Source organism: Phycicoccus avicenniae (genome assembly GCF_050496545.1).
Lineage (GTDB): Bacteria > Actinomycetota > Actinomycetes > Actinomycetales > Dermatophilaceae > Phycicoccus > Phycicoccus avicenniae_A.
The window spans coordinates 69,419-95,422 of sequence record NZ_JBNVZV010000014.1 but is presented as its reverse complement, the minus strand read 5'-3'; the positions used below and the strand labels follow the sequence as shown (position 1 = coordinate 95,422).

28 protein-coding genes are annotated in these 26,004 nt (G+C 73.6%); 15 read left to right on the top strand and 13 right to left on the bottom strand.

Features of this window, described 5'->3' with window-relative positions; all coding sequences use genetic code 11:
- Positions 1–19 precede the first annotated feature (19 nt).
- On the bottom strand, positions 20–571 hold the full coding sequence (locus tag ACQZ2A_RS13090) for a dihydrofolate reductase family protein (protein ID WP_430211707.1): 552 nt from the start codon (positions 569–571) through the stop codon (positions 20–22).
- A gap of 219 nt (positions 572–790) precedes the next feature.
- On the opposite strand from ACQZ2A_RS13090, the gene ACQZ2A_RS13085 reads away from it, so the two are divergent.
- Positions 791–2,236, top strand: coding sequence for a DUF222 domain-containing protein (locus tag ACQZ2A_RS13085; RefSeq protein WP_430211705.1), 1,446 nt, complete (start codon positions 791–793; stop codon positions 2,234–2,236).
- Positions 2,237–2,323: 87 nt separating this feature from the next.
- Here the strand turns inward: ACQZ2A_RS13085 and ACQZ2A_RS13080 are convergent, their stop codons facing one another.
- The 3 genes from ACQZ2A_RS13080 to ACQZ2A_RS13070 are packed head-to-tail and all read right to left on the bottom strand — an operon-like array spanning position 2,324 to position 3,780.
- A complete protein-coding gene (locus ACQZ2A_RS13080) occupies positions 2,324–2,638 on the bottom strand; it encodes a hypothetical protein (RefSeq protein ID WP_430211704.1) in 315 nt (104 codons plus the stop codon).
- A 39-nt stretch (positions 2,639–2,677) separates the two neighbouring features.
- Complete coding sequence (locus tag ACQZ2A_RS13075) at positions 2,678–3,226, bottom strand: DUF1990 family protein (protein WP_430211701.1); 549 nt, start codon at positions 3,224–3,226, stop codon at positions 2,678–2,680.
- A complete protein-coding gene (locus ACQZ2A_RS13070; protein ID WP_430211699.1) occupies positions 3,223–3,780 on the bottom strand; it encodes a DUF4245 domain-containing protein in 558 nt (185 codons plus the stop codon). Before ACQZ2A_RS13070 ends, ACQZ2A_RS13075 begins: the two co-directional genes overlap by 4 nt.
- A gap of 125 nt (positions 3,781–3,905) precedes the next feature.
- Between ACQZ2A_RS13070 and ACQZ2A_RS13065 the strand changes: the two genes are divergently transcribed.
- The 6 genes from ACQZ2A_RS13065 to lhgO are packed head-to-tail and all read left to right on the top strand — an operon-like array spanning position 3,906 to position 10,455.
- The gene (locus tag ACQZ2A_RS13065; protein WP_430211697.1) at positions 3,906–4,835 is read left to right on the top strand and encodes a carbohydrate kinase family protein; all 930 of its coding nucleotides are present in this window, start codon (positions 3,906–3,908) and stop codon (positions 4,833–4,835) included.
- The gene (locus tag ACQZ2A_RS13060) at positions 4,832–6,535 is read left to right on the top strand and encodes a fumarate hydratase (RefSeq protein WP_430211694.1); all 1,704 of its coding nucleotides are present in this window, start codon (positions 4,832–4,834) and stop codon (positions 6,533–6,535) included. The genes ACQZ2A_RS13065 and ACQZ2A_RS13060 overlap by 4 nt, the downstream gene beginning before the upstream one ends.
- Entirely contained in the window at positions 6,532–7,038 is a 507-nt protein-coding gene (locus tag ACQZ2A_RS13055) for a beta-class carbonic anhydrase (protein WP_430211691.1), read from the top strand. Before ACQZ2A_RS13060 ends, ACQZ2A_RS13055 begins: the two co-directional genes overlap by 4 nt.
- A complete protein-coding gene (locus ACQZ2A_RS13050) occupies positions 7,035–7,874 on the top strand; it encodes an MOSC domain-containing protein (RefSeq protein WP_430211689.1) in 840 nt (279 codons plus the stop codon). Before ACQZ2A_RS13055 ends, ACQZ2A_RS13050 begins: the two co-directional genes overlap by 4 nt.
- A 9-nt stretch (positions 7,875–7,883) precedes the next feature.
- The gene (locus tag ACQZ2A_RS13045) at positions 7,884–9,260 is read left to right on the top strand and encodes a GH1 family beta-glucosidase (RefSeq protein WP_430211688.1); all 1,377 of its coding nucleotides are present in this window, start codon (positions 7,884–7,886) and stop codon (positions 9,258–9,260) included.
- 7 nt (positions 9,261–9,267) lie between these two features.
- Positions 9,268–10,455 (top strand): L-2-hydroxyglutarate oxidase, encoded by a 1,188-nt coding sequence (gene lhgO, locus ACQZ2A_RS13040; protein ID WP_430211685.1) that lies wholly within the window; start codon positions 9,268–9,270, stop codon positions 10,453–10,455.
- Between the two features lie 36 nt (positions 10,456–10,491).
- On the opposite strand, the gene ACQZ2A_RS13035 is transcribed toward lhgO, so the two are convergent.
- From ACQZ2A_RS13035 to rplM, 4 genes are all read right to left on the bottom strand, one after another.
- A complete protein-coding gene (locus ACQZ2A_RS13035; RefSeq protein ID WP_430211682.1) occupies positions 10,492–10,917 on the bottom strand; it encodes an Ohr family peroxiredoxin in 426 nt (141 codons plus the stop codon).
- 70 nt (positions 10,918–10,987) lie between these two features.
- On the bottom strand, positions 10,988–12,337 hold the full coding sequence (glmM, locus tag ACQZ2A_RS13030; protein WP_430211680.1) for a phosphoglucosamine mutase: 1,350 nt from the start codon (positions 12,335–12,337) through the stop codon (positions 10,988–10,990).
- Positions 12,338–12,450: 113 nt separating this feature from the next.
- Positions 12,451–12,963, bottom strand: a complete 513-nt coding sequence (gene rpsI / locus ACQZ2A_RS13025) for a 30S ribosomal protein S9 (RefSeq protein ID WP_430211678.1) — start codon at positions 12,961–12,963, stop codon at positions 12,451–12,453.
- Entirely contained in the window at positions 12,963–13,406 is a 444-nt protein-coding gene (rplM, locus tag ACQZ2A_RS13020; protein ID WP_430211676.1) for a 50S ribosomal protein L13, read from the bottom strand. Before rplM ends, rpsI begins: the two co-directional genes overlap by 1 nt.
- Before the next feature lie 232 nt (positions 13,407–13,638).
- Between rplM and ACQZ2A_RS13015 the strand changes: the two genes are divergently transcribed.
- The 8 genes from ACQZ2A_RS13015 to ACQZ2A_RS12980 all read left to right on the top strand — a co-directional run bounded on the left by ACQZ2A_RS13015 (position 13,639) and on the right by ACQZ2A_RS12980 (position 20,556).
- On the top strand, positions 13,639–14,265 hold the full coding sequence (locus ACQZ2A_RS13015) for an ArsR/SmtB family transcription factor (RefSeq protein ID WP_430211673.1): 627 nt from the start codon (positions 13,639–13,641) through the stop codon (positions 14,263–14,265).
- Entirely contained in the window at positions 14,262–15,542 is a 1,281-nt protein-coding gene (locus ACQZ2A_RS13010; protein WP_430211671.1) for an MFS transporter, read from the top strand. The genes ACQZ2A_RS13015 and ACQZ2A_RS13010 overlap by 4 nt, the downstream gene beginning before the upstream one ends.
- 70 nt (positions 15,543–15,612) lie before the next feature.
- Positions 15,613–16,053, top strand: coding sequence for an SRPBCC domain-containing protein (locus ACQZ2A_RS13005; protein WP_430211668.1), 441 nt, complete (start codon positions 15,613–15,615; stop codon positions 16,051–16,053).
- Positions 16,043–16,396 carry an ArsR/SmtB family transcription factor gene (locus tag ACQZ2A_RS13000; RefSeq protein ID WP_430211666.1) on the top strand — a complete coding sequence of 118 codons (354 nt, stop codon included), beginning with the start codon at positions 16,043–16,045 and terminating at the stop codon, positions 16,394–16,396. Before ACQZ2A_RS13005 ends, ACQZ2A_RS13000 begins: the two co-directional genes overlap by 11 nt.
- On the top strand, positions 16,393–17,178 hold the full coding sequence (locus ACQZ2A_RS12995) for a DUF899 family protein (protein ID WP_430211664.1): 786 nt from the start codon (positions 16,393–16,395) through the stop codon (positions 17,176–17,178). The genes ACQZ2A_RS13000 and ACQZ2A_RS12995 overlap by 4 nt, the downstream gene beginning before the upstream one ends.
- 125 nt (positions 17,179–17,303) lie before the next feature.
- Complete coding sequence (locus tag ACQZ2A_RS12990; RefSeq protein ID WP_430211661.1) at positions 17,304–18,509, top strand: iron-containing alcohol dehydrogenase; 1,206 nt, start codon at positions 17,304–17,306, stop codon at positions 18,507–18,509.
- On the top strand, positions 18,506–19,879 hold the full coding sequence (locus ACQZ2A_RS12985; protein WP_430211658.1) for a MadS family sensor histidine kinase: 1,374 nt from the start codon (positions 18,506–18,508) through the stop codon (positions 19,877–19,879). The genes ACQZ2A_RS12990 and ACQZ2A_RS12985 overlap by 4 nt, the downstream gene beginning before the upstream one ends.
- Complete coding sequence (locus ACQZ2A_RS12980) at positions 19,873–20,556, top strand: MadR family response regulator transcription factor (RefSeq protein WP_430211655.1); 684 nt, start codon at positions 19,873–19,875, stop codon at positions 20,554–20,556. Before ACQZ2A_RS12985 ends, ACQZ2A_RS12980 begins: the two co-directional genes overlap by 7 nt.
- Before the next feature lie 73 nt (positions 20,557–20,629).
- Here the strand turns inward: ACQZ2A_RS12980 and ACQZ2A_RS12975 are convergent, their stop codons facing one another.
- The 5 genes from ACQZ2A_RS12975 to ACQZ2A_RS12955 all read right to left on the bottom strand — a co-directional run bounded on the left by ACQZ2A_RS12975 (position 20,630) and on the right by ACQZ2A_RS12955 (position 25,920).
- Positions 20,630–20,986 carry a YciI family protein gene (locus ACQZ2A_RS12975; RefSeq protein ID WP_430211652.1) on the bottom strand — a complete coding sequence of 119 codons (357 nt, stop codon included), beginning with the start codon at positions 20,984–20,986 and terminating at the stop codon, positions 20,630–20,632.
- Positions 20,987–21,071: 85 nt separating this feature from the next.
- A complete protein-coding gene (locus ACQZ2A_RS12970) occupies positions 21,072–22,178 on the bottom strand; it encodes a hypothetical protein (protein WP_430211649.1) in 1,107 nt (368 codons plus the stop codon).
- Between the two features lie 100 nt (positions 22,179–22,278).
- The gene (gene mftM, locus ACQZ2A_RS12965; RefSeq protein WP_430211648.1) at positions 22,279–23,193 is read right to left on the bottom strand and encodes a mycofactocin oligosaccharide methyltransferase MftM; all 915 of its coding nucleotides are present in this window, start codon (positions 23,191–23,193) and stop codon (positions 22,279–22,281) included.
- The gene (locus tag ACQZ2A_RS12960) at positions 23,190–24,716 is read right to left on the bottom strand and encodes a VWA domain-containing protein (RefSeq protein ID WP_430211645.1); all 1,527 of its coding nucleotides are present in this window, start codon (positions 24,714–24,716) and stop codon (positions 23,190–23,192) included. The genes mftM and ACQZ2A_RS12960 overlap by 4 nt, the downstream gene beginning before the upstream one ends.
- A 10-nt stretch (positions 24,717–24,726) precedes the next feature.
- Positions 24,727–25,920, bottom strand: coding sequence for an AAA family ATPase (locus tag ACQZ2A_RS12955; protein ID WP_430211642.1), 1,194 nt, complete (start codon positions 25,918–25,920; stop codon positions 24,727–24,729).
- Positions 25,921–26,004: the final 84 nt, after the last annotated feature.

Sequence of the window (26,004 nt, the reverse complement as noted above, 5' to 3'; positions counted from 1 at the left end):
CCGGTCGCCGCCCGGCCGGTCAGTCGGTGGGCCGCAGCGCGTAGGTGAGCAGCACGTTGCCCGCCGAGGTGGGCACCGCCTCGAGGAGCTCGAGACGGGTCACCGGCACCGACTCGTCGAACAGCCGCCGCCCGCTGCCCACCGCGGGGTGCATCGTGAGGCGCAGCCGGTCGACGACGCCGCCGAGGAAGAGCGTGCGCACGGTCTCGACGCCACCGCCCACCGAGATGTCGCCGCCCTCCCCCTCCTTGAGCGCGCGGACGTACTCGACGGGGCCCCCCTTGATGCGCGTGGCGTTCCAGCCGAGGTCGCCGGTGAGCGTGCTGGAGACGACGTGCTTGCGCACTCCGTTGACGAACCGTGCGAACGGGTCGTCGGCCGGCATGGTGGGCCAGAACTCGGACCACTCCCGGAAGAGCGTGGCGCCGAGCACCATGTCGGTGACCGGGCCGATGACGCGCCCCATCATCTCGCCCTCCTCGGGCCCGAACGCGCCGAACTGGAACTCGTTCGGGGACTCGCAGACCCCGTTGACGGAGGTGAAGAGGTGGGCGGTGACGAGACGGGACATCGGTGCTCCTGGGTCGGTCCGGTGACGGGTACCAGCATGGACCGGAGCGGGCTCCGGAACTCATCGGTCGGGCCCCCGAGGACCTCCGCCAGTCCGCGTGGCCCAGCCCCCGGAGCACCTGCACGCTTGACCCAGCATCTGGGTCAGATGTGTTGTGCCTCAACGAGATTGACCTGCGGTGACCATTGTCAACCATACGGATGTTCGGTAGGATGAGGCATGGACAGGGGGACGATCTCGAGCCGCATCGCGGCACTGCGCGATGAGTGCGCGCGGCTGGGTCGTGAGCTGGTCGAGTCCGGTCGGGGGCTGTCGTCGGAGGACGCGTTCGCGCTGGCCGGGGAGGCGCAGGGGCTGGCCAACAGTGCTGATGCCCTGGTGGCGGTGTCGGCGGCGTGGGGTGCGCGGTTCGAGACGCGGTTGTCGGGTGATGGCCCGGCGGAGCGGGTGCACCCGGTGGGGTTCGTGGACCAGATGTCGGGGGTGATGTTCTGCCTGGAGGCCGGCCTGACCGAAGGCGTGGCGGCGCGGAAGGTGGCCCTGGGTGCTGCGCTCGGGGAGCGTTTCCCGTCGACCCGCGACCTCTTCGTGGCCGGGTCGGTCACGGCGATCAGCGCGCACAAGGTCATCGACGCCTGCGCCGGTCTGGACGTGGAGGCGTGCGGTCGGGTGGATGCCGAGCTCGCGCCGCGGCTGCCCGGCCTGGACCCGGCCCGGGTGATGTCCGAGGCGCGCCGGGTGGCGACGCGGGTGGCGGCGGACCAGGTCGCGGTGCACGTGGCGCTGACGAAGACGGGCCGGCGGGTGGAGGTGTGCGCCGGTGCGGACGGCCTGTCGGAGTGGTTCGCCTCGCTCCCGACCGCGACCTCGGCGGCGATGTGGTCGGCGGTGGAGCAGCTGGCCGGGGAGTACCGCCAGGTCGACGAGTCACTGTCCGTGCCGGAGTCCCGCGCCGACGCCCTGACCGACCTCGTCCTGCGCAACGTCACCGTCACCGCGCAGGTCACCCTCGGGGTGCCCGTCGTCACCGACCGTCCGGCTCCGGAGACGGTCACGGGTGAGCGGTTCCGGGTCGACTGGGACGACGACGACACGATCATCGACCACACCACCGGCGCCGAGACACGCTACGGAGACCTCGACCCCGCCACACGCGAGGAGCTCTCGTGGGTGACGATGTCGCCCGAGTCGTTCAGCGACCGCGCCGACGTGATGGCCGAGGTGAGCCCCGGCTTCGCCGTGTCCGGGACGCACCTGCCGAACGTGGGCTGGGTCGACCCCGCCACCCTGGCCAACCTCCTCAAGCTCCTGCCGATGGAGGTCGCCCGCGCCGTGCTCGAGGCCGAGACCGGCACCCTCGCCTCGCTGACCACCAGCGCGTACAAGCCGACCAAGGCCATCACCGAGTTCGTCAAGACCCGCGACGGGACCTGCCGGATGTGGGGCTGCACCTGCCCCGCCGAGCGCTGCGACCTGGACCACGTCCGAGCCTGGCCCGACGGAGAGACCGCACCGACCGGCCTGGAGGACCTGTGCCGTAGACATCACCGCTTCAAGCAGCTCGGCCGCTGGCGACCCGTCCTGTCACCCGACGGCACCATCACCTGGCACGGCCCGAACGGCCGGACCCGCACCACGGAACCCCAGCACCGGGTCGACGCCTGACGCTCGGTCAGGCGAGACGACTGCGCCGGGCGGCTTGCGCCATCCCCGCACTGCGGCGACCGGGCCGGCGGCTCCGCGCCACGGACGTCAGCGGCGCTGCATCTCCCAGGCCGCCCGCAGTGCCGCACCGAGCGCCCCGAGGTCTCCCGCCGAGACGTCGGCGAGGACCTTCTCGTGGGCCTCGAGCTCGGGGCGCACGGAGAAGGTCTCCGGGTGCGCGGCCAGCAGCTCCTCGCGGGGGCCGAACGCGCACCGCACCAGCAGGGTGGAGTCGTCGACCTGCCGGGCCACGAGCCGCTGCCCCACGCACCAGCGCCGGCCCCGCGGGTCCTCCTTCAGCCGCACCCCGTCGAGCCCGTCGAGCAGCCCCTCCACCTCGCGCCAACGGCTCCCCCGGGACATGCCCCGATGCTCCTCCCCCGGCGCCGGTACCGCCAGCGTTCAGCGCGCCGCGTCGCGGCAGGCGCGCAGGTAGCGGCCGGCCATCCAGTGCTGGGCCGCTCGCGCGACCGGCCCACCCACCCGAGCCGGCCAGGAGGCCGGACGGGAGGTCGCCGCGACCGTGAAGCGCACCCGGCCGTCCGGCAGGGCCTCGAGCACGAAGCTCTCCTCGCCGTCCTCGGGGTGCCCGGGCAGCGTGCCGTACGCGAAACCACGACGGCCGGGTTCGTCGACCACGTCGACGACCCGCACCGGCGCGACCGGAGCGACCCGACCAGCCGTGAGGCCGAGTCCCAGCTCGGCGACGACACCCTCGTCCACCCGTGGCGCCGATGCGCGTACCGCCAGCCCGGCCCCGGTGTGCGCGCGCCAGCCGAGCAGCGCCTCGGCGGCGGCCTCCATCGACACGCCGTCGAGGACGAGGGAGCGGCTGAAGGTGTGGAAGCCCGGCCGGCTCGTCCCCGCGAGGCGGCCCGGGCCGTCGTAGGTCAGCGGCAGGGCGGACAGGGCGGCGGCGCGGTCGGCGCCGAGCACCCGGACGCGGCTCACTGCACCGGTCGGAGCGACTCGATGTAGGTGGCCATGTCCTCGAACGACGCCGTGCCGGTGACCAGCGTCGCGAGCTCACCGGAGCCCTGCGCCGGCACCGACAGCAGGCTGTTCTGGACCTTGTTGTCGCGGACGAACTTCTCCCACGTGCGGCCCGCGACCTCGACGGTTCCCTCGCGCGGTGCACGGTTGGTCTGCGCCGAGATCCACTCCCGGTTCGGGTCCTTCGTCTGCTCGACGGCGACGAACGTGCCGGACGGCGTCTGGTAGCCCACGTGCCAGGTGAGGAAGCCCCCGGTGACGCCGACGTAGCGGACCGACGTCGGGCTCCATCCCTCGGGCAGCCCCGCCGGCTCGACGATCGGCCAGCCGGAGCGCTCCTTGACCTCGAGCGCCTGCGTGTGGACGTCGACCGGCGGGCCGCCGACGCGGTCGACGCGCGGCACGAGGAGGACGAGCACGAGGACCATGCCGAGGACGGCGAGCAGCGACAGGACGAGGTTCTTGGTCGACCCCATCGAGTAGCGGCTCTTCGGCGCGGCGGGCGTGCTCACGCCCCCATCGTCCCCGACGGACCGCGGAGACTCCCAATCGGACCCGGCGATAGGGTTCGACAAGCCGCCCACGACCGTCCCCCCGGCCGTGCCCGGCACGTCGCCTGCAGAGAGGTTGGGATGCCGTGAGCGCCACCGCGCCGCCGGTCGTCGTCGTCGGCGAGCTGCTCGTCGACATCGTCAGCTACCCCGACGGGAGCACCGCCGAGCACGTCGGCGGCTCGCCGGCCAACGTCGCCCTCGGGCTGGCCCGCCTCGGCCACGACACCCACTTCGCCTGCCTCGTCGGCCAGGACACCCGGGGCCACCGCTGCGCCGAGCACGTCGAGTCCGGTGGCGTCCGGCTCCTCCCCGGCAGCCGCAGCGCGGACCACCCCACCTCGACCGCCCTGGCCACCATCGACGACGGCGGTGCCGCCTCGTACGTCTTCGACCTGCACTGGGACCTCCCGCCGGTGCAGCTCCCCGACGGCACCGCCCACCTGCACACCGGCTCGATCGCCACCACCCTGCGCCCCGGCGAGGCCGAGGTCACCGCCGCCGTCCTGCGCGCCCGCGAGCAGGGCACCGTCTCGTACGACCCCAACGTGCGGCCGACGATCATGGGCGACGTCGAGGACGTCCGCCCCCGCGTCGAGGAGCTCGTCGCCCTCGCCGACGTGGTCAAGTGCTCCGAGGACGACATCGAGTGGCTCTACCCCGGCGACTCCCCCTCGACCGTGATGGCCCACTGGGCCGCCCTCGGCGCCTCGTTCACCGTCGTGACGCTCGGCGGCGACGGCGTCGTCTGGCGCGCCGCGTCCGGCGAGGAGGGCCGCGAGGCCGCCCGCATCAAGGACGTCGTCGACACCGTCGGCGCCGGCGACTCGTTCATGGCCGGCCTCGTCTCCGGCCTGCTCGACGACGGGCTGCTCGGCAGCACCGACGCCCGCGCCCGCCTCGCCGCCGCCACCCTCGCCGACGTGCAGCCCGCGGTCGACCGCGCCCTGGCCACGAGCGGCGTCACCGTCCGCCACGCCGGCGCCTACGCGCCCACCCGAGAGGAGATCCGATGACCGACTTCGCCTACGAGAACCTCCTGCCCGTCGGCGCCGACGAGACCCCGTACCGGTTGCTCACCACCGAGGGCGTCGAGGTCGTCGACGGCCCGGGCGGCCGCAGCTTCCTCCAGGTCGCGCCCGAGGCGCTGCGCCTGCTGTCCGAGACCGCGATGCACGACATCGCCCACTACCTCCGGCCGGCGCACCTCCAGCAGCTGGCGAACATCCTCGCCGACCCCGAGGCCAGCAACAACGACCAGTTCGTCGCGCTCGACCTGCTGAAGAACGCCAACATCGCCGCGGGCGGCATCCTCCCGATGTGCCAGGACACCGGCACGGCCATCGTCATGGGCAAGCGCGGCCAGCACGTGCTCACCGAGGGCACCGACGAGGAGGCCCTGAGCCGCGGTGTCTACGACGCCTACACGCGCCTCAACCTCCGCTACAGCCAGATGGCCCCGGTCACCACGTGGGAGGAGAAGAACACCGGCTCCAACCTCCCGGCCCAGGTCGAGCTCTACGCCGACACCGCGCCCGGCCACGAGAGCACCTACAAGTTCCTCTTCATGGCCAAGGGCGGCGGCAGCGCCAACAAGTCGTTCCTGTTCCAGGAGACCAAGGCGATCCTCAACCCCGACGCGATGATGCGCTTCCTCGACGAGAAGCTGCGCGGCCTCGGCACGGCGGCCTGCCCGCCCTACCACCTGGCCATCGTCATCGGAGGGACCAGTGCCGAGTTCGCCCTCAAGACAGCCAAGTACGCCAGCGCGAAGTACCTCGACCACCTGCCCAAGCAGGGTGACCCTGCCACCGGCCACGGGTTCCGCGACACCGAGCTCGAGGAGCGCGTCCTCGAGCTGACGCGCCAGTTCGGCATCGGGGCGCAGTTCGGCGGCAAGTACTTCTGCCACGACGTGCGCGTCGTCCGCCTCCCCCGCCACGGCGCCAGCCTCCCCGTCGCCATCGCCGTCTCCTGCTCCGCCGACCGGCAGGTGCTCGGGAAGATCACGCCCGAGGGCGTGTTCATCGAGCAGCTCGAGACCGACCCCGCCCGCTTCCTCCCCGAGCAGACCCACGACGGCCTCGAGGAGGCCGAGGGCGTCAGCGGCACCGGTGCCGGCGCGGTCGTGCCCATCGACCTCAACCGGCCGATGGACGAGATCCTCGCCGAGCTGACGAAGCACCCCGTCAAGACCCGGCTCAGCCTCACCGGCCCGCTCGTCGTCGCCCGCGACATCGCCCACGCCAAGATCAAGGAGCGGCTCGACGCCGGCGAGGAGATGCCGCAGTACCTCAAGGACCACCCGGTGTACTACGCCGGCCCGGCCAAGACGCCCGAGGGCATGCCGTCCGGCTCGTTCGGGCCCACCACCGCCGGCCGGATGGACTCCTACGTCGACCAGTTCCAGGCCGCCGGCGGCTCGCTCGTGATGCTCGCCAAGGGCAACCGCAGCCAGCAGGTCACCGACGCCTGCAAGGCGCACGGCGGCTTCTACCTCGGCTCGATCGGCGGCCCCGCCGCGCGGCTCGCCCAGGACTGCATCCGCAGCGTCGAGGTGCTCGAGTACCCCGAGCTCGGCATGGAAGCGGTCTGGAAGATCGAGGTCGAGGACTTCCCGGCGTTCGTCGTCGTCGACGACAAGGGCGAGGACTTCTTCGCCGCCGTGACCAAGCCGGTCGCGTTCACCATCGAGAAGAGGACCGGACTGCTGTGAGCGACACCCCGACCGACTTCACCGACCTGCTCGCCGCCAACGAGGAGTTCGCGCAGACCTTCGACCTCGCCGGGTTCGACGGCGTCGCGCACGCGGGCATCGCCATCGTCACCTGCATGGACAGCCGCATCGCCCCGCTGGCGATGCTCGGCCTGCACCCCGGCGACGCGAAGATCTTCCGCAACCCGGGCGGACGCGTCACCCCGCAGGCGCTCGAGGCCCTCGTCCTCGCGGTGCACCTGCTCAACGTCGACCGTGTCCTCGTCGTCCCGCACACCCGCTGCGCGGTCGCGTCGAACTCCGAGGAGGAGCTCCAGCGCCGCGTCGGCGAGTCCGCCGGCGTCGACGCCTCGTGGCACGACTTCAACGTCGTCACCGACCAGAGGGCCGCGCTCGAGCACGACGTCCACGTCCTGCGCTCGCACCCGCTCATCGGTGAGCGCGCGCTCGTCGGCGGCTTCATGTACGACGTCGACACCGGCCGCCTCGACCAGCTGGCGTGAGCGCCACCCTCGAGGGCCTGGCGCTCCACCCCGTCAAGAGCACCGCGGTCCGGCACGTCCGGGCCGCCACCGTCGAGCCGTGGGGGCTGCGCGGAGACCGACGGTGGATGGTCGTCGACGCGTCCGGCGAGTGCCTCACCGCGCGCGAGGAGCACGCGATGCTCGCCCTCGTCGCCGACACCCCGGACACCGACACCGGCCTCCGGAACACGTTGCGGCTCAAGGCATCCGGCCACGACGACCTCCTCGCCGACGAACCCCACGGCGACCCGATCCCCGTCACGGTCCACGGCCGGGGCCTCACCGGTCGCGACGCCGGGCCGGAAGCCGCGGCGTGGCTGCGCGCCGCCCTCGGCCGCGACGACCTCCGCCTCGTGCACGTCGCCGAGCCCCGTCCGCTCAACCCGGCCCTCAACCGTCCCGGCGAGGCCACCGCGTTCGCCGACGGCTACCCCGTCACCCTCGCGACGACGCGCTCCCTGCGGCGGCTGCAGGACTGGGTCGCCGAGACGGCGCTCGAGCGCGGCGAGGAGCCGACCGACCTCGCGATGACGCGCTTCCGCCCGAACCTCGTCGTCGACGGCGACCTCGAGCCGTTCGAGGAGGACGGCTGGACCTCGGTCACGGTGGGTGCGGTCACCTTCCGCGTCGTCAAGCCGGTCGACCGCTGCGTCATGACCACCCTCGACCCCGACACGCTCGCCCGCGGCCACGAGCCCATCCGCACCCTGGCCCGGCACCGCCGCTGGGAGGGCGCCACGTGGTTCGCCGTCCAGCTCGTGCCCGAGGTGGCCGGCGAGGTCCGCGTCGGCGACGAGGTGCGCCCCGCCCGGTAGGTTGCCGTCATGACGAGCACCCCCACCTTCCCGGCCGACTTCCTCTGGGGAGCGGCCACGGCGAGCTACCAGATCGAGGGCGCGACCAAGGAGGACGGGCGCGGCCAGTCCATCTGGGACACCTTCTCCGCCGCCCCCGGCAAGGTCGCGAACGGCGACACCGGCGAGGTGGCCTGCGACCACTACCACCGGGTCCCCGAGGACGTCGCCCTCATGAAGGACCTCGGGCTGGAGGCCTACCGCTTCTCCGTCGCGTGGCCGCGCATCCAGCCCGACGGCGTCGGCCCCGCCAACCCCCTCGGCCTCGCCTTCTACGACCGGCTCGTCGACGAGCTGCTCGGCGCCGGCATCCGCCCGGTCGTCACGCTCTACCACTGGGACCTGCCCCAGGCCCTCGAGGACCGCGGCGGCTGGCGCTCGCGCGACGCCGCAGGCTGGTTCGCGGACTACACGGCCCACGTCGTCGGCGCCCTCGGCGACCGCGTCCGGAACTGGACCACGCTCAACGAGCCGTGGTGCTCCTCGATGCTCAGCCACGCCATCGGCGCCCACGCCCCGGGCCACCAGGACCCGATGGAGGGCCTGCTCACCGCCCACCACCTGATGCTCGCCCACGGCACCGCCGTGCCGGTGATCCGCGAGCACTGCGCCGACGCCGAGGTCTCGATCACCCTCAACCCCACCCAGGTCCACGGGCCCGAGGACGCCACCGACGCCGACCTCGACGCCGTGCGCCGTGCCGACAACGCCCTCAACGGCGTCTTCTTCGGCCCCCTCTTCCACGGCGCCTACCCCGAGGGGATGCTCGACGACGTCGCGCACCTCACCGACGGCTCGTTCGTCCACGACGGCGACCTCGAGACCATCTCGGCGCCGCTGGACAACCTCGGTGTCAACAACTACTTCCCGAGCCGCGTGCGGGCCACCCCCGAGGGCGCCGAGCCCACCGGAAACACGCACCTGCTCCCCGGCTGCGAGCGGGTCGACGAGATCCCGCCCCGCCCCCCGGTCACCGCCATGGGCTGGGAGCAGTCGCCGGAGTCGCACCGGCAGATCGTCGAGCGCTCGGCGCGCGAGTGCGGGCTGCCCGTCTACATCACCGAGAACGGCTCGGCCTGGGACGACACCGTCTCCGACGGCGCCGTGCACGACCCCGAGCGGGTCGCCTACCTGCAGGGACACCTCGCAGCGCTCGCCGACTCGGTCGCCGCCGGCACCGACGTCCGGGGCTACTTCGCGTGGAGCCTGCTCGACAACTTCGAGTGGGCCTACGGCTACGACAAGCGCTTCGGCATCGTCCACGTCGACTACGACACGCAGGTGCGCACCATCAAGGACTCCGGCCGCGAGTACGCGCGCATCATCGGCGAGCACCGGGACCGGTGACGCGGAGGTGACCCGTCGGGTCGTCGTCGTCGGCGGCGGCATCATCGGGCTGGCCGTCGCCGAGCGGCTGGTGCGTGACGACCCGTCGTCGCGGGTCACGGTGCTGGAGAAGGAGACCGGCTGGGCGACGCACCAGACCGGCCGCAACAGCGGTGTCGTGCACTCCGGCCTGTACTACGCGCCCGGCAGCGCCAAGGCCCGCTGGTGTCGCGCCGGTGCCGAGGAGCTGCTGCGCTTCGCCGCGGCGGAGGGAGTCCCCCACGCGCGCACGGGAAAGCTCGTCGTGGCCACCTCCGCCGACGAGCTCCCACGCCTCGCCGTCCTCCACGAGCGCGGCCTCGCCAACGGGCTCGACGTCCGCCGCCTCGACGGCGACGAGGCCCGCGAGCACGAGCCCCACGTGGCCGCCCTCGCCGCGCTGCACGTCGCCGAGACCGGCGTCGTCGACTACCCCGGCGTGTGCGCGGCGCTCGTCCGCCGGCTCGAGGCGGCCGGCGCCGACCTGCGGCTCGGCACCGCCGTCACCGGCGCCCGCCACCACGCCGACGCCACCACCGTCGAGACCACCGACGGTCCGGTGACCGCCGACGTCGTGGTCAACTGCGCCGGTCTGCGGACCGACCTCGTCGCGCGGCGGCTCGGCCACCGGCCGTCCGTGCGCATCGTGCCGTTCCGCGGCGAGTACCGGTCACTCACCGCGGCCGCGGAGCACCTCGTGCGGGGCCTCGTGTATCCGGTGCCCGACCCGGAGCTGCCCTTCCTCGGCGTCCACCTGACCCGCGGCGTCGACGGGCACGTGCACGCCGGCCCGAACGCCGTCCTCGCCCTGGTCCGCGAGGGCTACCGCTGGCGCGACGTCGACGCCCGCGATCTCGCCGACACGCTCACCCATCCCGGCTTCTGGCGGCTGGCCCGACGCCAGGTGCGCACCGGAGCGGCCGAGGTCGCCCGTTCGCTCTCGACCCGGCGGTTCGGTGACAGCCTGCGCCGGCTCGTCCCCGCGCTGCGCGACGAGGACCTGCTGCCCGCCCCCGCCGGCGTGCGCGCCCAGGCCGTCCGCCCCGACGGCACCCTGGTGGACGACTTCCTCGTCGAGCGCTCGGGTCGGTGCGTCCACGTCCTCAACGCCCCCTCCCCGGCCGCGACCGCCGCGCTGGAGATCGCCCGACACGTCACCGGCCTCCTCCCGTCGTGACGGGAGGAGGCCGGAAGACGCTGCGGGGGAAGCGGGTCAGGCAGGCTTCCCCACGACGGTGACGTCGATGTTGCCCCGGGTGGCCTTGCTGTAGGGGCAGAACTCGTGCGCCTTGTCGGCGAGGGCCTGCGCGGTCTCGGCGTCGACACCGGGGATGGTCGTGACGATCTCGACCGCGAGGCCGACGCCCGTGGCCGTCTCACCGAGCGTGACGTCGGCGGTCGTCTCCGCGCCGGTGACGTCGACGCCGTCACGCTGCGCGACGTGGGCGAGCGCGCCGTTGTAGCAGGCGGCGTAGCCGGCCGCGAAGAGCGTCTCCGGGTTCGCGACGGGGTTCGAGGTGCTCGGCTTGCCGAGGCGCACGTCGACGGTGCCGTCGGCGCTCTTCGTGTGGCCGTCCCGCCCACCGGTGGAGGTGGCGGAGATGCTGTAGAACTTCTTGGTCACGGACTCGTGGGGCACGGAGGCTCTCCTTCGACGTCGACAGGTGGTCCTTCAGGCCAACCCACCGCACCCCGCGGCCATTCCCCGCTCAGAGCGAGAGCCGCTCCTTGACGACCGCCGCGAGGCGGGTGGCGGTGTCCTGGGCCTCGTCGTGCGTGCCGGCCTCGACCATCACGCGCACGACCGGCTCGGTGCCCGACTTGCGCAGCAGAACGCGTCCCGAGCCGTCGAGGACGTTCGACGCCTCGCGGACCGCCTCCTGCACACCGGAGTCGGCCTCGACCCGGCTGGTGTCGACGCCCTTGACGTTGACGAGCACCTGCGGCAGGCGGGTCATGACGGTCGCGAGGTCGGCGAGCGGGCGGCCGGTCTCGGCCACGCGGGCGGCGAGCATCAGGCCGGTGAGCACGCCGTCGCCGGTCGTGCCGTGGTCGAGCATGATGACGTGGCCGGACTGCTCGCCGCCGAGGGCGTGGCCGGAGCGGCGCATCTCCTCGAGGACGTAGCGGTCGCCGACGCCGGTCTGCACGACCGAGATCCCGTTGCGCTCCATCGCCTGCAGCAGACCGAGGTTGCTCATGACGGTCGCGACGAGGGTGTCGTGCGCGAGCTCGCCGCGGTCCTTGAGGGCCACCGCGAGGATGCCCATGATCTGGTCGCCGTCGACCTCGGTGCCCGTGTGGTCGACCGCGAGGCAGCGGTCGGCGTCGCCGTCGTGGGCGATGCCGAGGTCGGCGTGCCGCTCGATGACGGCGGCCTTGAGGCGGTCGAGGTGCGTCGAGCCGTAGCCGTCGTTGATGTTCAGGCCGTCGGGGTCGGTGCCGATCTCGACGACGTCGGCGCCCGCGAGGCGGAAGACCTCGGGCGAGACGGCGCTGGCGGCACCGTGCGCGCCGTCGATGACGACGGTCAACCCGTCGAGGCGGTTCGGGAGGGTGCGCAGCAGGTGGGCGACGTACCGGGCCTGGCCGGCGCGGTTCTCGTGGATGCGGCCGACCTCGGCGCCCACCGGGCGCTCCCAGTCCTGCCCCATCCGGGCGGCGATCTCGTCCTCGACCCGGTCGGGCAGCTTGTGGCCGCCCTCGGCGAAGAACTTGATGCCGTTGTCGGGCATCGCGTTGTGCGAGGCGGAGAGCATCACGCCGAAGGTGGCGCCCATGTCGGCGGTGAGGTAGGCGACGGCCGGGGTCGGGAGCACGCCGACGTTGTGCACGTCGATGCCCGCCGAGGCCAGCCCGGCGCACACGGCGGCGGAGAGGAACTCGCCGCTGGCGCGCGGGTCGCGGCCCACGACGGCGCGGGGCCGGCGGCCGGCCGCGTGGTCGGGCTCGCCGAGGACGTGGGCGGCGGCGATGCTCAGGTCGAGCGCCAGCTCCGCCGTGATGACGGGGCCGTTGGCGAGCCCCCGCACGCCGTCGGTGCCGAAGAGTCGGGACATGGGTCAGCCTTTCGCGTCGCGATCGGGGACGAACCTACTCCGCACACGCCGGAGGCGGCACCGACGTGGTGCCGCCTCCGGGGTGCGGGTCGCCGCGGGTGCGGCGTCGCGGATCAGCGCTTGCTGTACTGCGGGGCCTTGCGGGCCTTCTTGAGACCGGCCTTCTTGCGCTCGGGGACGCGGGCGTCGCGGGTGAGCAGCCCGGCCTTCTTGAGCGCCGGACGGTTCAGCTCCTCGTCGACCCCGTTGAGCGAGCGGGCCACGCCGAGGCGGACCGCGCCGGCCTGGCCGGAGGGGCCACCGCCGTGCACGCGGACGAGCACGTCGTAGGCGCCGTCGAGCTCGAGGACCTTGAGCGGCTCGGCGACGATCTGCTGGTGCACCTTGTTCGGGAAGTACTCCTCGAGGGTGCGGCCGTTGACCTTCCACTCGCCGGTGCCCGGCACGATGCGGACGCGGGCGATGGCCTGCTTGCGGCGGCCGGTGGCGGCGCCGGGCGCCGAGGCGCTCGGGCGGCGGACCTCGCCGTCGACGACGGTGCCGTCGGACTCGGAGGTGTACTCGGTGACGGCGAGGTCGTTCGCGTCCGTCCCGGCGGTCTCGTCGATCTGGGCGTTCTCGGACATCACTGGGCCACCTGGGTGATCTCGAAGGGCTTGGGCTGCTGGGCCGTGTGGGGGTGCTCGGCGCCGCGGTAGACCTTGAGCTTGGTCAGCTGCTGGCGACCGAGGGAGGTCTTGGGGAGCATCCCGCGGATGGCCTTCTCGATGGCCTTCTCGGGGTTCTTGGCGAGGAGCTCGGTGTAGGACGTGGAGCGCAGGCCGCCCGGGAAGCCCGAGTGGCGGTAGGCCATCTTCTTCTCGGCCTTGGAGCCGGTCAGGACGACCTTGTCGGCGTTGACGATGATGACGAAGTCACCGGTGTCGACGTGCGGGGCGAAGGTCGGCTTGTGCTTGCCGCGCAGGAGGACGGCGGTCTGGCTGGCGAGCCGGCCGAGGACGACGTCGGTGGCGTCGATGACGTGCCAGGCACGGGTCACCTCGGCCGCCTTCGGGGTGTAGGTACGCATGGGGGCTTCCTCATGGTTCGTGGACGGGGGCGTGATGCCGAGTGCTCCCGGGAGGGAGTGGAGCCCTCGCGAGGGCACACGGCACAACAGCCACCCAGTCTACGGGGGTGGCAGCGGCCCCCCAAATCGCCACCGGGGCCGCGTGATGGGGTCCTGACCTGCACGGATGCCGCGCGTCAGCATCGTGCACGCCTCTTGTGCAAACAGACTGTGCAAAGGTACTGTGCACACCATGACGGACTCGACCCCGGTCCCGGGCTCCCCCGACGACGGCTCGCTGACCGGCCTGCGGCTCGACGCCCAGGCCCTGAAGACCCTCGCCCACCCCCTGCGCAGCCGCCTGCTGTCCTCGCTGCGGGTCGGCGGCCCGGCGACGGCCACCGACCTCGCGGGCGCCCTCGGCACCAACTCGGGGGCGACGTCCTACCACCTGCGCCGCCTCGAGGCGGTCGGGCTGGTCACCGACACCGGCGAGGGCGCCGGCAAGCGCCGGCTCTGGCGGGCGGCCACCGAGAGCCACCAGTGGGAGCCGAGCGACTTCGTCGGCGACGACGACGCCGAGACGGCGCTGGGGTGGCTCCAGCGCGACTACTCGCGCCACCTCGCCGAGCGCTACGAGCGGTGGCTCGACGTCGAGCACGCCTGGCCCCCGGAATGGCGGGACGCGATGGGCATGGACGACTCCTGGGTCCTCGCCACCCCCGAGCAGGCCGTCGCGATGCGCGCCGAGGTCGACGCCGTCGTCGCGCGCTACCGCCGGGTCGGCCAGGGCAACCCCGCCGCCCGCCGCGTGTCCGTCTACGCCGTGATGTACCCGGTCGACCTCGACCGGGCGCCCCGGGGCGGTGACCGGCGGTGAGCGCCGCTCCGCTGACCGCGCCGCAGGCCCGGCGCGTCCTCCTGCTGCTCACCTTCACGCGGTGGTTCCCGGTCGGGCTGGTCATCGGCGTCACGACCCTGCTCGCCCTCGAGCGCGGCATGTCGCTCGCCCAGCTCGGCGTCATCCTCTCGATGCAGGGCTTCGTCGTGCTCGCCCTCGAGCTCCCGACGGGTGGCTTCGCGGACGCGCTGGGGCGCCGGCCGCTGCTCGTCGCATCCACCGTCGTGTCCCTGGTGTCGGCCCTCGTGTACGTGTTCGCGCAGACCTTCCTCGCCTTCTGCGTCGCCCTCCTCCTCCAGGGCGTCTTCCGGGCGCTGGACTCCGGGCCGCTGGAGGCCTGGTACGTCGACACCGCGCAGGCCGACGACCCGGACGTCGAGGTCGAGCAGGGGCTGGCCCGCGCCGGCACGGTGCTGGGGACCGCCATCGCGTCGGGCGCGGTGCTGTCGGGCGGGATCATCGCCTGGCACCCCGTGCGCTCGCTCACGGCGCTCGAGAACGCCTACTGGCTCTCGATCGTCTTCGTCGTCGTCAACCTCGTCGCCACCGCGCTGCTCCTGCGCGAACCGGTGACGCACCTCGACTCCCGCGGCCTGCACCGCGCCCTCGCCTCGGCCCGGGAGGCCCCGCGCGTGGTCACCGGGGGCTTCCGGCTCCTCGGCAGCAACCGCGTGCTGCGGGCCCTCGTCCTCGTCGAGGTGTTCTGGAGCGTCGGGATGATCGCCTTCGAGACCTTCATGCCCGTCCGGCTCTCCGAGCTCGTCGGTGGCGAGGCTCAGGCGGGCGCGCTCATGGGCCCGGTGTCGGCCGCCGCGTGGGGGTTGTTCGCCGCGGGGTCGGCCGCCGCGGGGCTGGCGGCGCGCCGGGTGGGCGTCACGTGGACGGCCATCGCCTCGCGGGTCCTCCAGGGGCTCTTCGTGGTCGTCATGGCCCTGATGACCGGGCCGGTCGGGCTCGTCACCGCCTTCTTCGTCGTCTACACCCTCCACGGCACGGCCGGTCCGGTGCACTCGACCCTGCTGCACCGGCAGGCCGAGGCCGCCAACCGCACGACGGTGCTCTCGATCAACTCGATGGTGGCCGGCGGCTGCTACAGCCTCGGCCTCCTCGTGCTCGGACCGCTCGCCGAAGCCACGAGCACCGCCACGGGCATCCTCGTCGCCGGCGCGTTCAGCATCCTCGGCGCACTCTGCTACCTCCCGGCGCTGCGCCAGGAACGGCGCAGGACCGAACCGGTCGTGGCCCCGGCGGCCTGACTCTCCACCTCTTGACGCAACCTTTCGGTTGCCATACTGTTGCAACCAACCAGTTGCTACCCAGGGAGTGATGACGATGGGCTTCCCCGACCGGATCGAGCGCACGGTGGAGCTGCGGCACCCGCCGGAGCGGGTGTGGGACGCGATCACGACCGCCGACGGGCTGGCGTCGTGGTTCGGCGACAGGGTGCAGATCGACCTGCGCCCCGGGGGCGAGGCCACGATGACGTGGGACGAGTCCGGTGACGTCGCCAGGATGCGCGTCGAGCGCGTCGAGGAGCCCTCGGTCTTCGGCTTCACCTGGCACGTGTACGGGCTGCCGCAGGACGACCCGCGGCGCACCTACGTCGAGTTCGTCCTCGAGGCGACCTCCGACGGCACGCGGCTCACGGTGTCCGAAACCGGCTTCGCCCAGCTCTCGCCCGAGCAGCACGACGCCGCCTTCGGCGGGAACACCCGCGGGTGGCAGCACGAGCTCGGCGAGCTCGTCGCGCACCTCGATGCGGCCTGACCCGGCGGGCGCGCCCGACGCGGAGGCGGTCGCCGAGGCCGTCTTCGCCGCCCTGGCCGATCCCACCCGCCGCGCGGTGCTCGCCGCCCTCGCGGAGGCCGGGCCGTCGACCGCCACCGACCTCGCCCGCACGCTGCCGATCAGCCGGCAGGCGGTGTCCAAGCACCTCGGGCTGCTCGCCGACGCCGGCCTCGTCGTCGCCGAGCCGGGCGAGCGCCGCCGCGTCCGGTTCCGCCTGCGGCCCGCTCCGATGCAGGTCGCCCAGCAGTTCCTCGCCGCCCTCGCCCGCGACTGGGACGGTCACCTCGCCCGCCTGACCGAGCTCCTCGAGGAGGAGACATGACGCGTCACACTCCCGACACCACGCCCGTCGCCCCCGCCCTCCCCCGCCCGACCGGGCGCGCCGAGTACGAGGCCGCCGTCGAACGGCTGCGGGTGCGCGAGAAGGCCCACACCCGTGAGGGCTCTGCCGTCGCGGCCGCCCGGCGCCGCCTGCCCGCCCTCGAGGTCGACGCCTCCCTCCCCGTGGAGGGGCCGGCCGGGCCGGTCCCGCTCCTCGAGGTGTTCGAGGGCCGCCGTCTCCTCGTGGCGTACTACTTCATGTGGCACACCGGGCAGCCGGCGGCGCGGCAGTGCGAGGGCTGCACGTTCTTCACGAGCCAGGTCCGCGAGCTCTCGAGCCTCCACGCCCGGGACACCACCTACGCGACGATCTGCGAGGGACCGTTCGCCGAGAGCCACCGCTACCGGACCTTCATGGGCTGGGAGCAGCCGTGGTACTCCGTGGCCGGCTCCGGCCCCGCGCTGCTCAGGGGCCGACCCTTCGGCTCCCTCGTCTGCTACCTGCGCGACGGCGACCGGGTGCTCGAGACGTACTGGACCCCCCGCGGCCGGGGTCTCGAGGTGATGGCCCCCGCCTACGGGCTGCTCGACCTCACCCCGTACGGCCGGCAGGAGACCTGGGAGGACTCACCGGCCGGGTGGCCGCAGCCGTACACCGCGGACGGCAGCCAGTTCGCCACCGACGGCCGCCCGAGCGCGCAGTGGCCGCGCCTGGCCGCCGGGGTCTCCGACGACCTCGGCACCTCCGCGACCGATCTCGGACCCCGGGGCTGCTGCCACTGACGCGGCCACGCGACCTGCCCGGTCGGGCAGGTGCCCGCTGGCCCTCGGGGCGACCGGTTCGGGGGGTGCGCCGGCCCGGTCGGAGGGTTACCGTTGCCGGGAACCGACGGGGCGATGGAGGCCGGATGACGGGGACGCACGGCAACGGCGCCGGGACCGCCACCACGTGGCCGGTCGACTCGTCCGCGCTCGTGAAGTTCCAGGCCCCCGAGATCGTCTTCGGCATCGGCGCGCTGGCGGAGGCGGGGTACGCCGCCCGCCGCCTCGGTGCCCGGCGGCCCTTCGTCGTCACCGACCCCGGCATCGTCGAGGCCGGCTGGGTCCGCGAGCTGCTCGGCCACCTGCGCGACGTCGGCCTCTCCCCCGTCGTCTGCAGCGACGTCTCGCCGAACCCCCGCGACGTCGAGGTCGCCGCCGCTCACGACCTCTACCGGGCCAACGACTGCGACGTCATCATCGGCATCGGCGGCGGGTCCTCGATGGACGCCGCCAAGGGGGTGGCCGTCCTCGCCGGCAACGGCGGCTCGATCCTCGACTACCGCGGGGTCGACCAGGTCCACCGCGAGATCCCCCCGCTGCTGATGATCCCCTCCACCTCCGGCACCGGCGCCGACGTCAGCCAGTTCTGCATCGTCACCGACACCGCCCGACACGTGAAGGTGACGATCATGGGGCGCGCGCTCGTGCCCGACATCTCCATCACCGACCCGCGGCTGCTCACGACGATGCCCGAGTGGCTCAACGCCGCCACCGGCCTCGACGCGCTGACGCACGGCATCGAGGCGTTCGTCTCGCGGGCCCACAACGCGCTCGCCGACGTGCACGCCCTCAACGCCGTCGGGCTGGTCAACCAGCACCTGGTGACCACGATGATCGACCCCGGTGACCACGAGGCCCGCACCGGCATGGCCGAGGCGGCGCTGGCCGCCGGGCTCGCCTTCACCAACGCGATCCTCGGGGCGACGCACGCGATGAGCCACCAGGTCGGCGGGCTGCTCGACGCCCCGCACGGCGTCATCAACGGCATCCTGCTGCCGCACGTCATCCGGTACAACGCCGCCTCCTCCCCCGACCGCTTCGTGGCGCTGGCGCGGTCGGCGGGCATCCCGGTCGACGGCGTCCCGGCCGACGAGGTCGCCGAGGCGCTGGCCGTACAGGTGCGCGCGCTCGCCGACGAGGTGGGGGTGCCGCGCTCGCTCCGCTCGCTCGGCATCACCGAGGAGCACCTCGCGGTGCTGTCCCGCAACTCCCTCGAGGACGCCTGCCTCACCACCAACCCGCGCCCCACCGACGCCGAGGACATCGAGCGCATCTTCCGGGCGGCGCTGTGACAGAGGGCGCCTCGGACCTCGCCCGGCTCACCGGGGTGCGGTCCGGCAAGAACTCGTACTACCCGGCGTACGTCCGCTCCACCGAGCGCACCCAGCGGGCCGTGCGCGCCATGGACACCATCAGCCGGGCGGTCGTGCGCACCGTCGAGGGTCCTCGCGGCCTGCTCGAGGAGGTGGCCCGGGCGGCGGCCGACCACCTCGACGCCGGCTGGGCCGTGCTCGCGCTCGCCGACAGCCACCTCGAGAACGCCCGCCCGCGCTTCGTCGTGATCGGCCCGGACCGCCGCAGCGTCGGGGACCCGACCCTCGTCCCCGAGAACGTCCGCCTCGAGCTGTCGGCCATCCGGTCGGGGTACGCCGGGCCGTCGGCACGCACCGACGTGTGGGTGCGCGTGCCGATGTACCTCGAGGGGCGGCGCGTGGGCGGGCTCGCGGCCCGGCACGGCCTTGCCGAGGACCCGGAGCCGGAGGACCTCGCCGTGCTGCGCATCCTCGCCAACCAGGCCGCCGTGTCGCTGCACACGAGCGAGCAGTACCAGGCCGGGCTCTCGCTGCACCGCCGGGCGCAGCGCCTCCACGAGGAGGCCCGGGCCCAGGCCCGCGACCTCGCGGCCCGCACCGCCGAGCTCGAGGCCGCGGAGCACCGGCTCGCCGTCGCCGAGCAGCGCGAGCTCGTCGACGCCGAGCGGCACCGCATCGCCCGCGAGCTCCACGACAGCGTCACGCAGTACGTGCTGTCCGCCGGGATGGCCGTCGAGGTGGCGCGGGGGGAGGCCGTGCACGACGGCGCCGACGCGCTGGCCGCTCAGCTGGAGAGTGCGAAGTCGCTGACGCAGACCGCCGTCGAGCAGCTGCGGTCGGCCATCTTCGCGCTGACCCGTCCGCACAGCGACTCCGTCGCCTCGCTCGAGGACCTGCTCGGCGAGGTCGTGCAGCACCACCGCTCGCTCCTCGACATCCGCGTCCTCGTGGCCGGCCGGGCCGTGGCGCTCGGCCACGACGTGCACCACGAGGTGGCCCGGGTCGTCGGGGAGGCGCTCTTCAACGTCGTCACGCACGCGTCGGCTGGCCGGGCCGTCGTCCGGGTGCGCTGGCTGCCCGAGGCGCTCGTGGTGTCGGTGTCCGACGACGGCGACGGTGAGCCCGCCGCGCTGCGCCGGATGCTGCGCCTCGAGCGCCGCACGGTGCGCGACGGGCGGCACCAGGGGCTGGCCAACATGGACGCGCGGGTCCAGGGCCTCGGGGGCACCCTGACCTTCCGCCGCTCCCGGCTCGGCGGCGTCCGCCTGACGGCACGCATCCCCCTGCCCGTGCTCCGTTCCCGTCCCGGTCTCGACCTGTCCGACCCCGAGGAGGCCACGCCGTGCTGAGCACCGCCGATCCCCGCACCGATCCCGCCACCGAGAGCGAGCCGATCGGGGTCATGCTCGTCGACGACCACGCGATCGTCCGGCAGGGGCTGCGCTCGGTGCTCGAGCGCGAGCCCGACATCGCCGTCGTCGCCGAGGCCTCGTCGCGGGGCGAGGCCCTCGCGGTGCTGGAGCGGGTGACACCGCGTGTGGTGCTGCTCGACCTCAAGCTGTCCACCTCGTCGGACACCGAGGGCCTGGAGCTCGCCCAGGCCATCAGCACCGGCCATCCGTCCGTGGCGGTGCTCGTCCTCACGACGTTCCTCGACGAGCACCTCGTGCTGGAGGCCGTACGGGCCGGGGCGCGGGGGTACGTCGTCAAGGACGTCGACACCGCCGCGCTCGTGCGGGCCATCCACGACGTCAGCCAGGGCGAGTCCGCGTTCGACGCGCGCTCGGCGGCGGCGATGGTGCGCGGGATGCAGGCACCCCCGCCGCCCACCCGGCCGACGCTCTCGGCACGAGAGGACGAGGTGCTCCAGCTGCTGGCGCGAGGGTTGTCCAACAAGGAGATCGGCAAGCGGCTGTACATCTCCGAGACCACCGCCAAGTTCCACGTCGGCAACATCCTGCGCAAGCTCGACGTGTCCGGGCGGGCGGAGGCGGTCTACGAGGCGACCAAACGCGGGATGCTCTGAGGCGTCGCGGGGCGCCGCACATCCTGCGCGCGGGCGCAGCAGCTGCCGGGTCCGGGCGCAGGATCCCCGGCCGTCAGTCCTCCTCGACCGGGCGGATCTCGACGACCGGGTGCGCGCGGACGAGGACCTCGGCCGCGGTGACGAGATCGTCGTACCGGTCGCAGGCGACGAGGTAGAAGCCGGAGAGCTGCTCCACGGTCTCGGAGAACGGTCCGTCGGTCACGAGGGGCCGCGCGTCGGGGCCACGCCGGAGGGTGCGGGCCATCCCGCTGGCCGCGAGCGCCGCGCCGCCGGTCACGGCACCGCCGCGAGCCCGCAGGGCCGCCACGAACTCCGCGTCCGTGTCGTAGGTGCGCTGGTGGTCGGCCGCGGTGCCGGCGCTCCACTCCTGCTCGTCGTCGGCGGGGAACATCACGACGTACTGGGGCATGGTGGGTCCTCTCGGGAGATCGGTCTGACACCACCCTGACGCGCGGGACCGGCCGGGATCGACACCGCGCCCGCGACAAGGTGGGTCAGCGCACCCGGAAGGCGTCGACGTTCAGGCGCCCGCTGAGCCGCTTGAGCGTCAGCGTGTGCTTCCCGGACGCCTTCGTGGGGCCGGCGAACACGCGGCCGTCCACGATGGTCGGGCTGTACAGGTCGACGGTCCGCACGAACCGGCCGTCGACGTACAGGCCGACCTTGCCGCCGTTGGGGCCGGTCGAGGCGACCCAGTCGGCCCGCGTGCCGGTGTACGTGAGCGTGGCCCGGGCCCCCGCCGCGGACGTGCTCGTCTGCCGGTTGCCGGGGCTGCACGTGGACGAGCCGCACCGCCCCGCGCGCCAGGTCCCGGAGTACCGGACGGCCGCGCCGTTCTCCTCGACGACGGTCGGGGCCGTCGGCGTCGTCGTGAAGGTGACCTCGGTGCCCTTGGCGGGGGTGCCGCCGCAGCCGCCGCTGGAGTGGCCGAGCCCGTCCTGTACGGCCGTCGACCCCCGCCACGGGGCGGGGCTGGTGCGGACCCAGGTGTCGTTCGGGCCGAGGTCGTTCTCGTAGCTGTCGCCGAACACGGCGCTCACGGTGGAGGACCCCTCGACGAACCGGGCCTCGAAGTCCCACTCCGCGTATGGGTCGTCGAAGCTGAGGCCGGCCAGCCCGGCCCGCCACTCGACGACGAAAGTGCGGTGCGGCGCGGTGCCGTGGACGCCGGTGAAGATGCCGAAGGTCGGCTTCTCGGCGGTCTGCATGGCGTACCCGGTGTGCACGGCGAAGGCCGGCCCGAGCTCGGGGTCGGGGAAGCAGGTGTCGGACTCGGTGCGCGTGGCGTCACCGCCGAACTGGATGTTGCCCGCGGTGTCGGCGAGCGCGGAGGTGTAGGTCTTCCCGTAGAACTTCACCGGGAAGGGGAACTGCAGCGGCGTCGTGCACGGGCTGGTGTTGTTCCAGTCGTCGTAGCTGCCGCAGTGGTTGCCGGTGTCGGTGGTCCCACCGAGGAGCCCCACCCCCGTCCGGACCGACGTGGTGTAGGCCGGCGACGCGGCTGCGGCGGCCGACGAGACCGTCGGCGCCGGGCGGGCCTGCGCCGACGCGAGCGCGATCGTGGGCGCGCAGAGCCCGATGGCCGCTGCGAGCGCGAGCATGGTTCGACCAGTTGGTGTCACGGCGCCTTCCCCTGTCAAAAGCCGCTGTACACGGGCAGGCTAGCCGGTCCACGGCCATCCCGACACCCGGATGCGGATCTCAGGCGCGGTCGAGCACGAGCCAGCCGCCGTGGTGCTCGTGGACCTCCGCCCGCCAGCCGGTGGCCGCCGCTCCCCAGGCCCGCAGCGCGTCGAGGTGGACCGCCCACAGGTGGCCGAACTGCTCGCTCGGGGTGTCCTCGAGCGGCACCGCGACGACCACCCGGCGGGCCGCGAGCCGGCAGGCCTCGGCCACCACCCGCCCGGCGTGGTCGGGCTCGAGGTGCTCGAGCAGGTGGACGGCGAGCACGGTGTCGGCCCAGCCGTCGGGCGCCGGGACGTGCGCGGCGTCGCAGGTGAGGGTGTCGACCTCGACCCCGAAGCGCGGGGCCATCGCCGACAGCAACCGCATCGTCCCGGCCGACACGTCCGAGGCCGTCACCGGCCGGCCGGATGCGGCGAGCCGCAGCGCGAGGAACCCGAAGCAGCTCCCCAGCTCGAGCACCGACCCGGGGCGGACGAGCGACTCCGCCTGCGCGTACACCGGCGCGTAGTCGCGCACGCAGCCGTGCCCGTCCGGGCGGGCGCCGTCGGCCGGCACCCCGGCCCGGGCGTGCGCGCCGACGGCCGCGAGGGTGTTGGCGTAGAACGCCTCCCAGGCCACCTCGGGGTCCTCGGCGCAGGTGAGCACCACCCCCGTGAAGACCCGCTCGAACATCTCCGCGCCGCGCAGCCATCCGGGCTCGAACAGCTCGTCCGACAGCAGCCCGGCGAGGTCGTCGTCGACGCGCTCGAGGGTCAGGGAGTGCTCGACGACCAGGTCTCCACGGGCGTCCCGGCCGAGGTCGAAGTGCGGGGTCCGTGCGGCGCCGAGGCGGCGCGGGGCGGTCGTCCCCCGCCGGCGCACCGTGACCACCCCGTCCCGGTAGCAGCCGCCGACGGCCGGGGACAGCGCGTCGATGGGAGCGACGCTCACACCAGCACCTCCCCCATCCGGTGCGAGAACGACTCCAGCGCGCCGAGGTTGCGCACCACCTCGACGTGGTCGCAGTGCTCGGCGTAGAGCGGCAGGTCGCAGCGGCCGAGACCCCAGGAGTACCGCGGCTCCGGCGTCAGCCAGACCACGTGCCGCGCCCGCCGCGCGATCTCCTCGAACGTGCCGACCGCCGGGTCCTTGCCGTTGCCGCGCCCGTCGCCGATGACGACCACCGTCGTGCGCCGCGTGATCGCCGACCCGTACTCGTCGAGGAACTGCCGCAGCACCGCCCCGTAGTCGCTGTCGGCGTCGACGTCGACCGACCCGCCGTCGCCGCGCCCGGCCATCACCATCGCCAGGGCCTGCTGGACGTGGTGGTCGTCGAAGAGGTCGGTGACCTCGGCCACCTCGTCGACGAACGCGAACGAGCGCACCTTCGACGCGACCGACTGCAGGCCGTGGACGAGGTGCAGGGCGAACCCCGAGGTGGCGCGCACCGAGAGCGACACGTCGCAGAGGACGAGCAGCTGCGGGCGGTCCTCGCGCTTGCTGACCAGGACCGGGCGGAACGGCACGCCGTCGTAGCGCATGTTCGTCCGCATCGTCCGGCGGCTGTCGATGACGCCACGCCCGGCCACGTGCCGCCGGGGCCGGGGCGCCCCGCGCAGGGCCCGCAGCAGCCGGCGCACCGACTCCTCGAAGGCGAGCCGGTCCGGCTCGGCGAGCACCTCGGCGCGCGCGGTGTCCAGCTCGCGCTCCTCCACCTCGGCCTGCGCGGAGATCAGCTGCTCGAGGTGGCGCTTGATCTGCTCGGGCAGGCCGGCGAGCAACGGCGCGAGCTGCGCACGCAGCGCGGCGACGTCCGGATCCTCGAGCACGCGCTCCAGCTCGTCGTCGGGCTCACCGAGCCAGCTGAGCAGGGCGAGCTCCTCGGCCACCGTCAGCTCGACGTCGAGCTCGGCGCCACGCGCCTCGGTGAGCCGGCCGGGCGTGCCCGGGTTGTGCAGCCGCGACGTCGACACCTGCACCCGCGCGGCCTCGCCCTGCGGCGTCACGCCGTCCTTGGAGAGCACGACCTCGTCGGTCATCGAGGCCATGTCGATCTTGTTGGCCTCCTGGTGCAGGTTGTACTGCTGCGCGAGGTCCTCGGGCCGGAAGAACTCCCGGATGTCCTGCGGCTTCCCGTGGCTGTGCCCCTGCTGGGGGGTGTCGGAGAGCTCGTCGGAGATGGTCAGCCCGGTCAGCTCGCCCTCGTCGGAGAGGTCGTCGTGCGCGTGCCCGTGGCCCTCGGCCTCCGGCACGACGGCGCGCAGCCGGAAGAACCGGTCGAAGACGGCGTCGAAGACCTCCTGGTCGCGGCGGTCCTTGACGAGGGTGACGGCCAGCGCCGAGCGCAGCACCTCGCGCTCGGCCATGATGCCCGGCTGCGACGCCGCCTCGAGGGCGTCGACCGCCTCCGCGACGCTCACCCGCATCCCGTGCAGGCGCAGGAAGCGGATGAAGCGGTGCAGCGAGCTCTCCACCGGGCGCCGCCTAGACCGGCCGCCGCTTGGCGCCGCCACCCCGGAACGAGCGCTGCCCCTGGCCGGGCGCGACCCGCTTCGGTTCTGCCGCAGCCGCGCTCGGTGACCCGTAGTAGGCCTCGTCGTGCCGGCCGGGGGCATCCTTGGCGGCGCGGACGTCACGTCCGTCCGGCCCGTCGGTGTCGTCGTGGGAGTGACCGTGCCCGTGGCCATGACCGTGGCCGTGCCCCTGCCCGCGGTCCTCGGGGACGGTCTGGTTCGGGTCCACGAGGCGTGGCAGCTCGCGGGTGGCCAGCCCGAGGTCGCGCTCGTACTTCGTCACGACGTTGAGCGTCTCGGCGAGGACCGGCGCGGACAGCTCGGTGACGCCGAGGACGGCGAGCGTGCGGGCCCAGTCGATGGTCTCCGAGATGCTCGGCGCCTTCCGCAGCTCGAGCCCACGCAGTCCCCGCACGACCCCGACGAGCTGCTCGGCGAGGGCGTCGGCCAGACCGGTGTCCTTGGACCGGATGATGTCCAGCTCGCGCTCGGCGGAGGGGTAGTCGAGGAACAGGTGCAGGCAGCGCCGCTTGAGGGCCGCCGACAGGTCCCGGGTGTTGTTCGACGTGAGGACGACGAGCGGGGTCTGCTCCGCCACGAACGTCCCGACCTCGGGCACCGACACCTGGAACTCCGCCAGCAGCTCGAGGAAGACGGCCTCGAGGGCCTCGTCCGCCCGGTCGACCTCGTCGATGAGCAGCACGACCGGCTCGTTCGAGGTGATCGCCTCGAGCAGCGGGCGGGCCACGAGGAAGCGCTCGGAGAAGAAGACGCTGTCCTGGGCGGCGATCCGTTCGACGGCGCTGCCGATGTCCGGGGCGTCCTCGACCACCTGCCCGATCTTGTCCCGCAGCATCTGCGTGTAGAGGAGCTGCTTGCCGTAGTCCCACTCGTACAGGGCCTTGGTCTCGTCCTGGCCCTCGTAGCACTGGAGCCGCAGGAGCCGCCGACCGGTCGCGTCGGCGACGGACTTCGCGAGCTGCGTCTTGCCCACGCCCGCCGGCCCCTCGAGGAGGAGCGGCTTGCCGAGGGCGGACTGGAGGAAGGCGGTCGTCGCCAGCCGGTCGTCGGTGAGGTAGCCCACCTCCCGCAGCCGCTCCCGCGCGTCCTCGACGCTCGTGAAGGTGTTCGCCACGCCCTCGCTCGTCCCCTCGGTGTCGGTCACGGTCTCCTCCAGCGTCGTCGGTGGGGATGCGGTGGTGCCGATGCCGCCCGGCGGCGTCGCGTCGCGCGCCGGGCGGCACCGGGG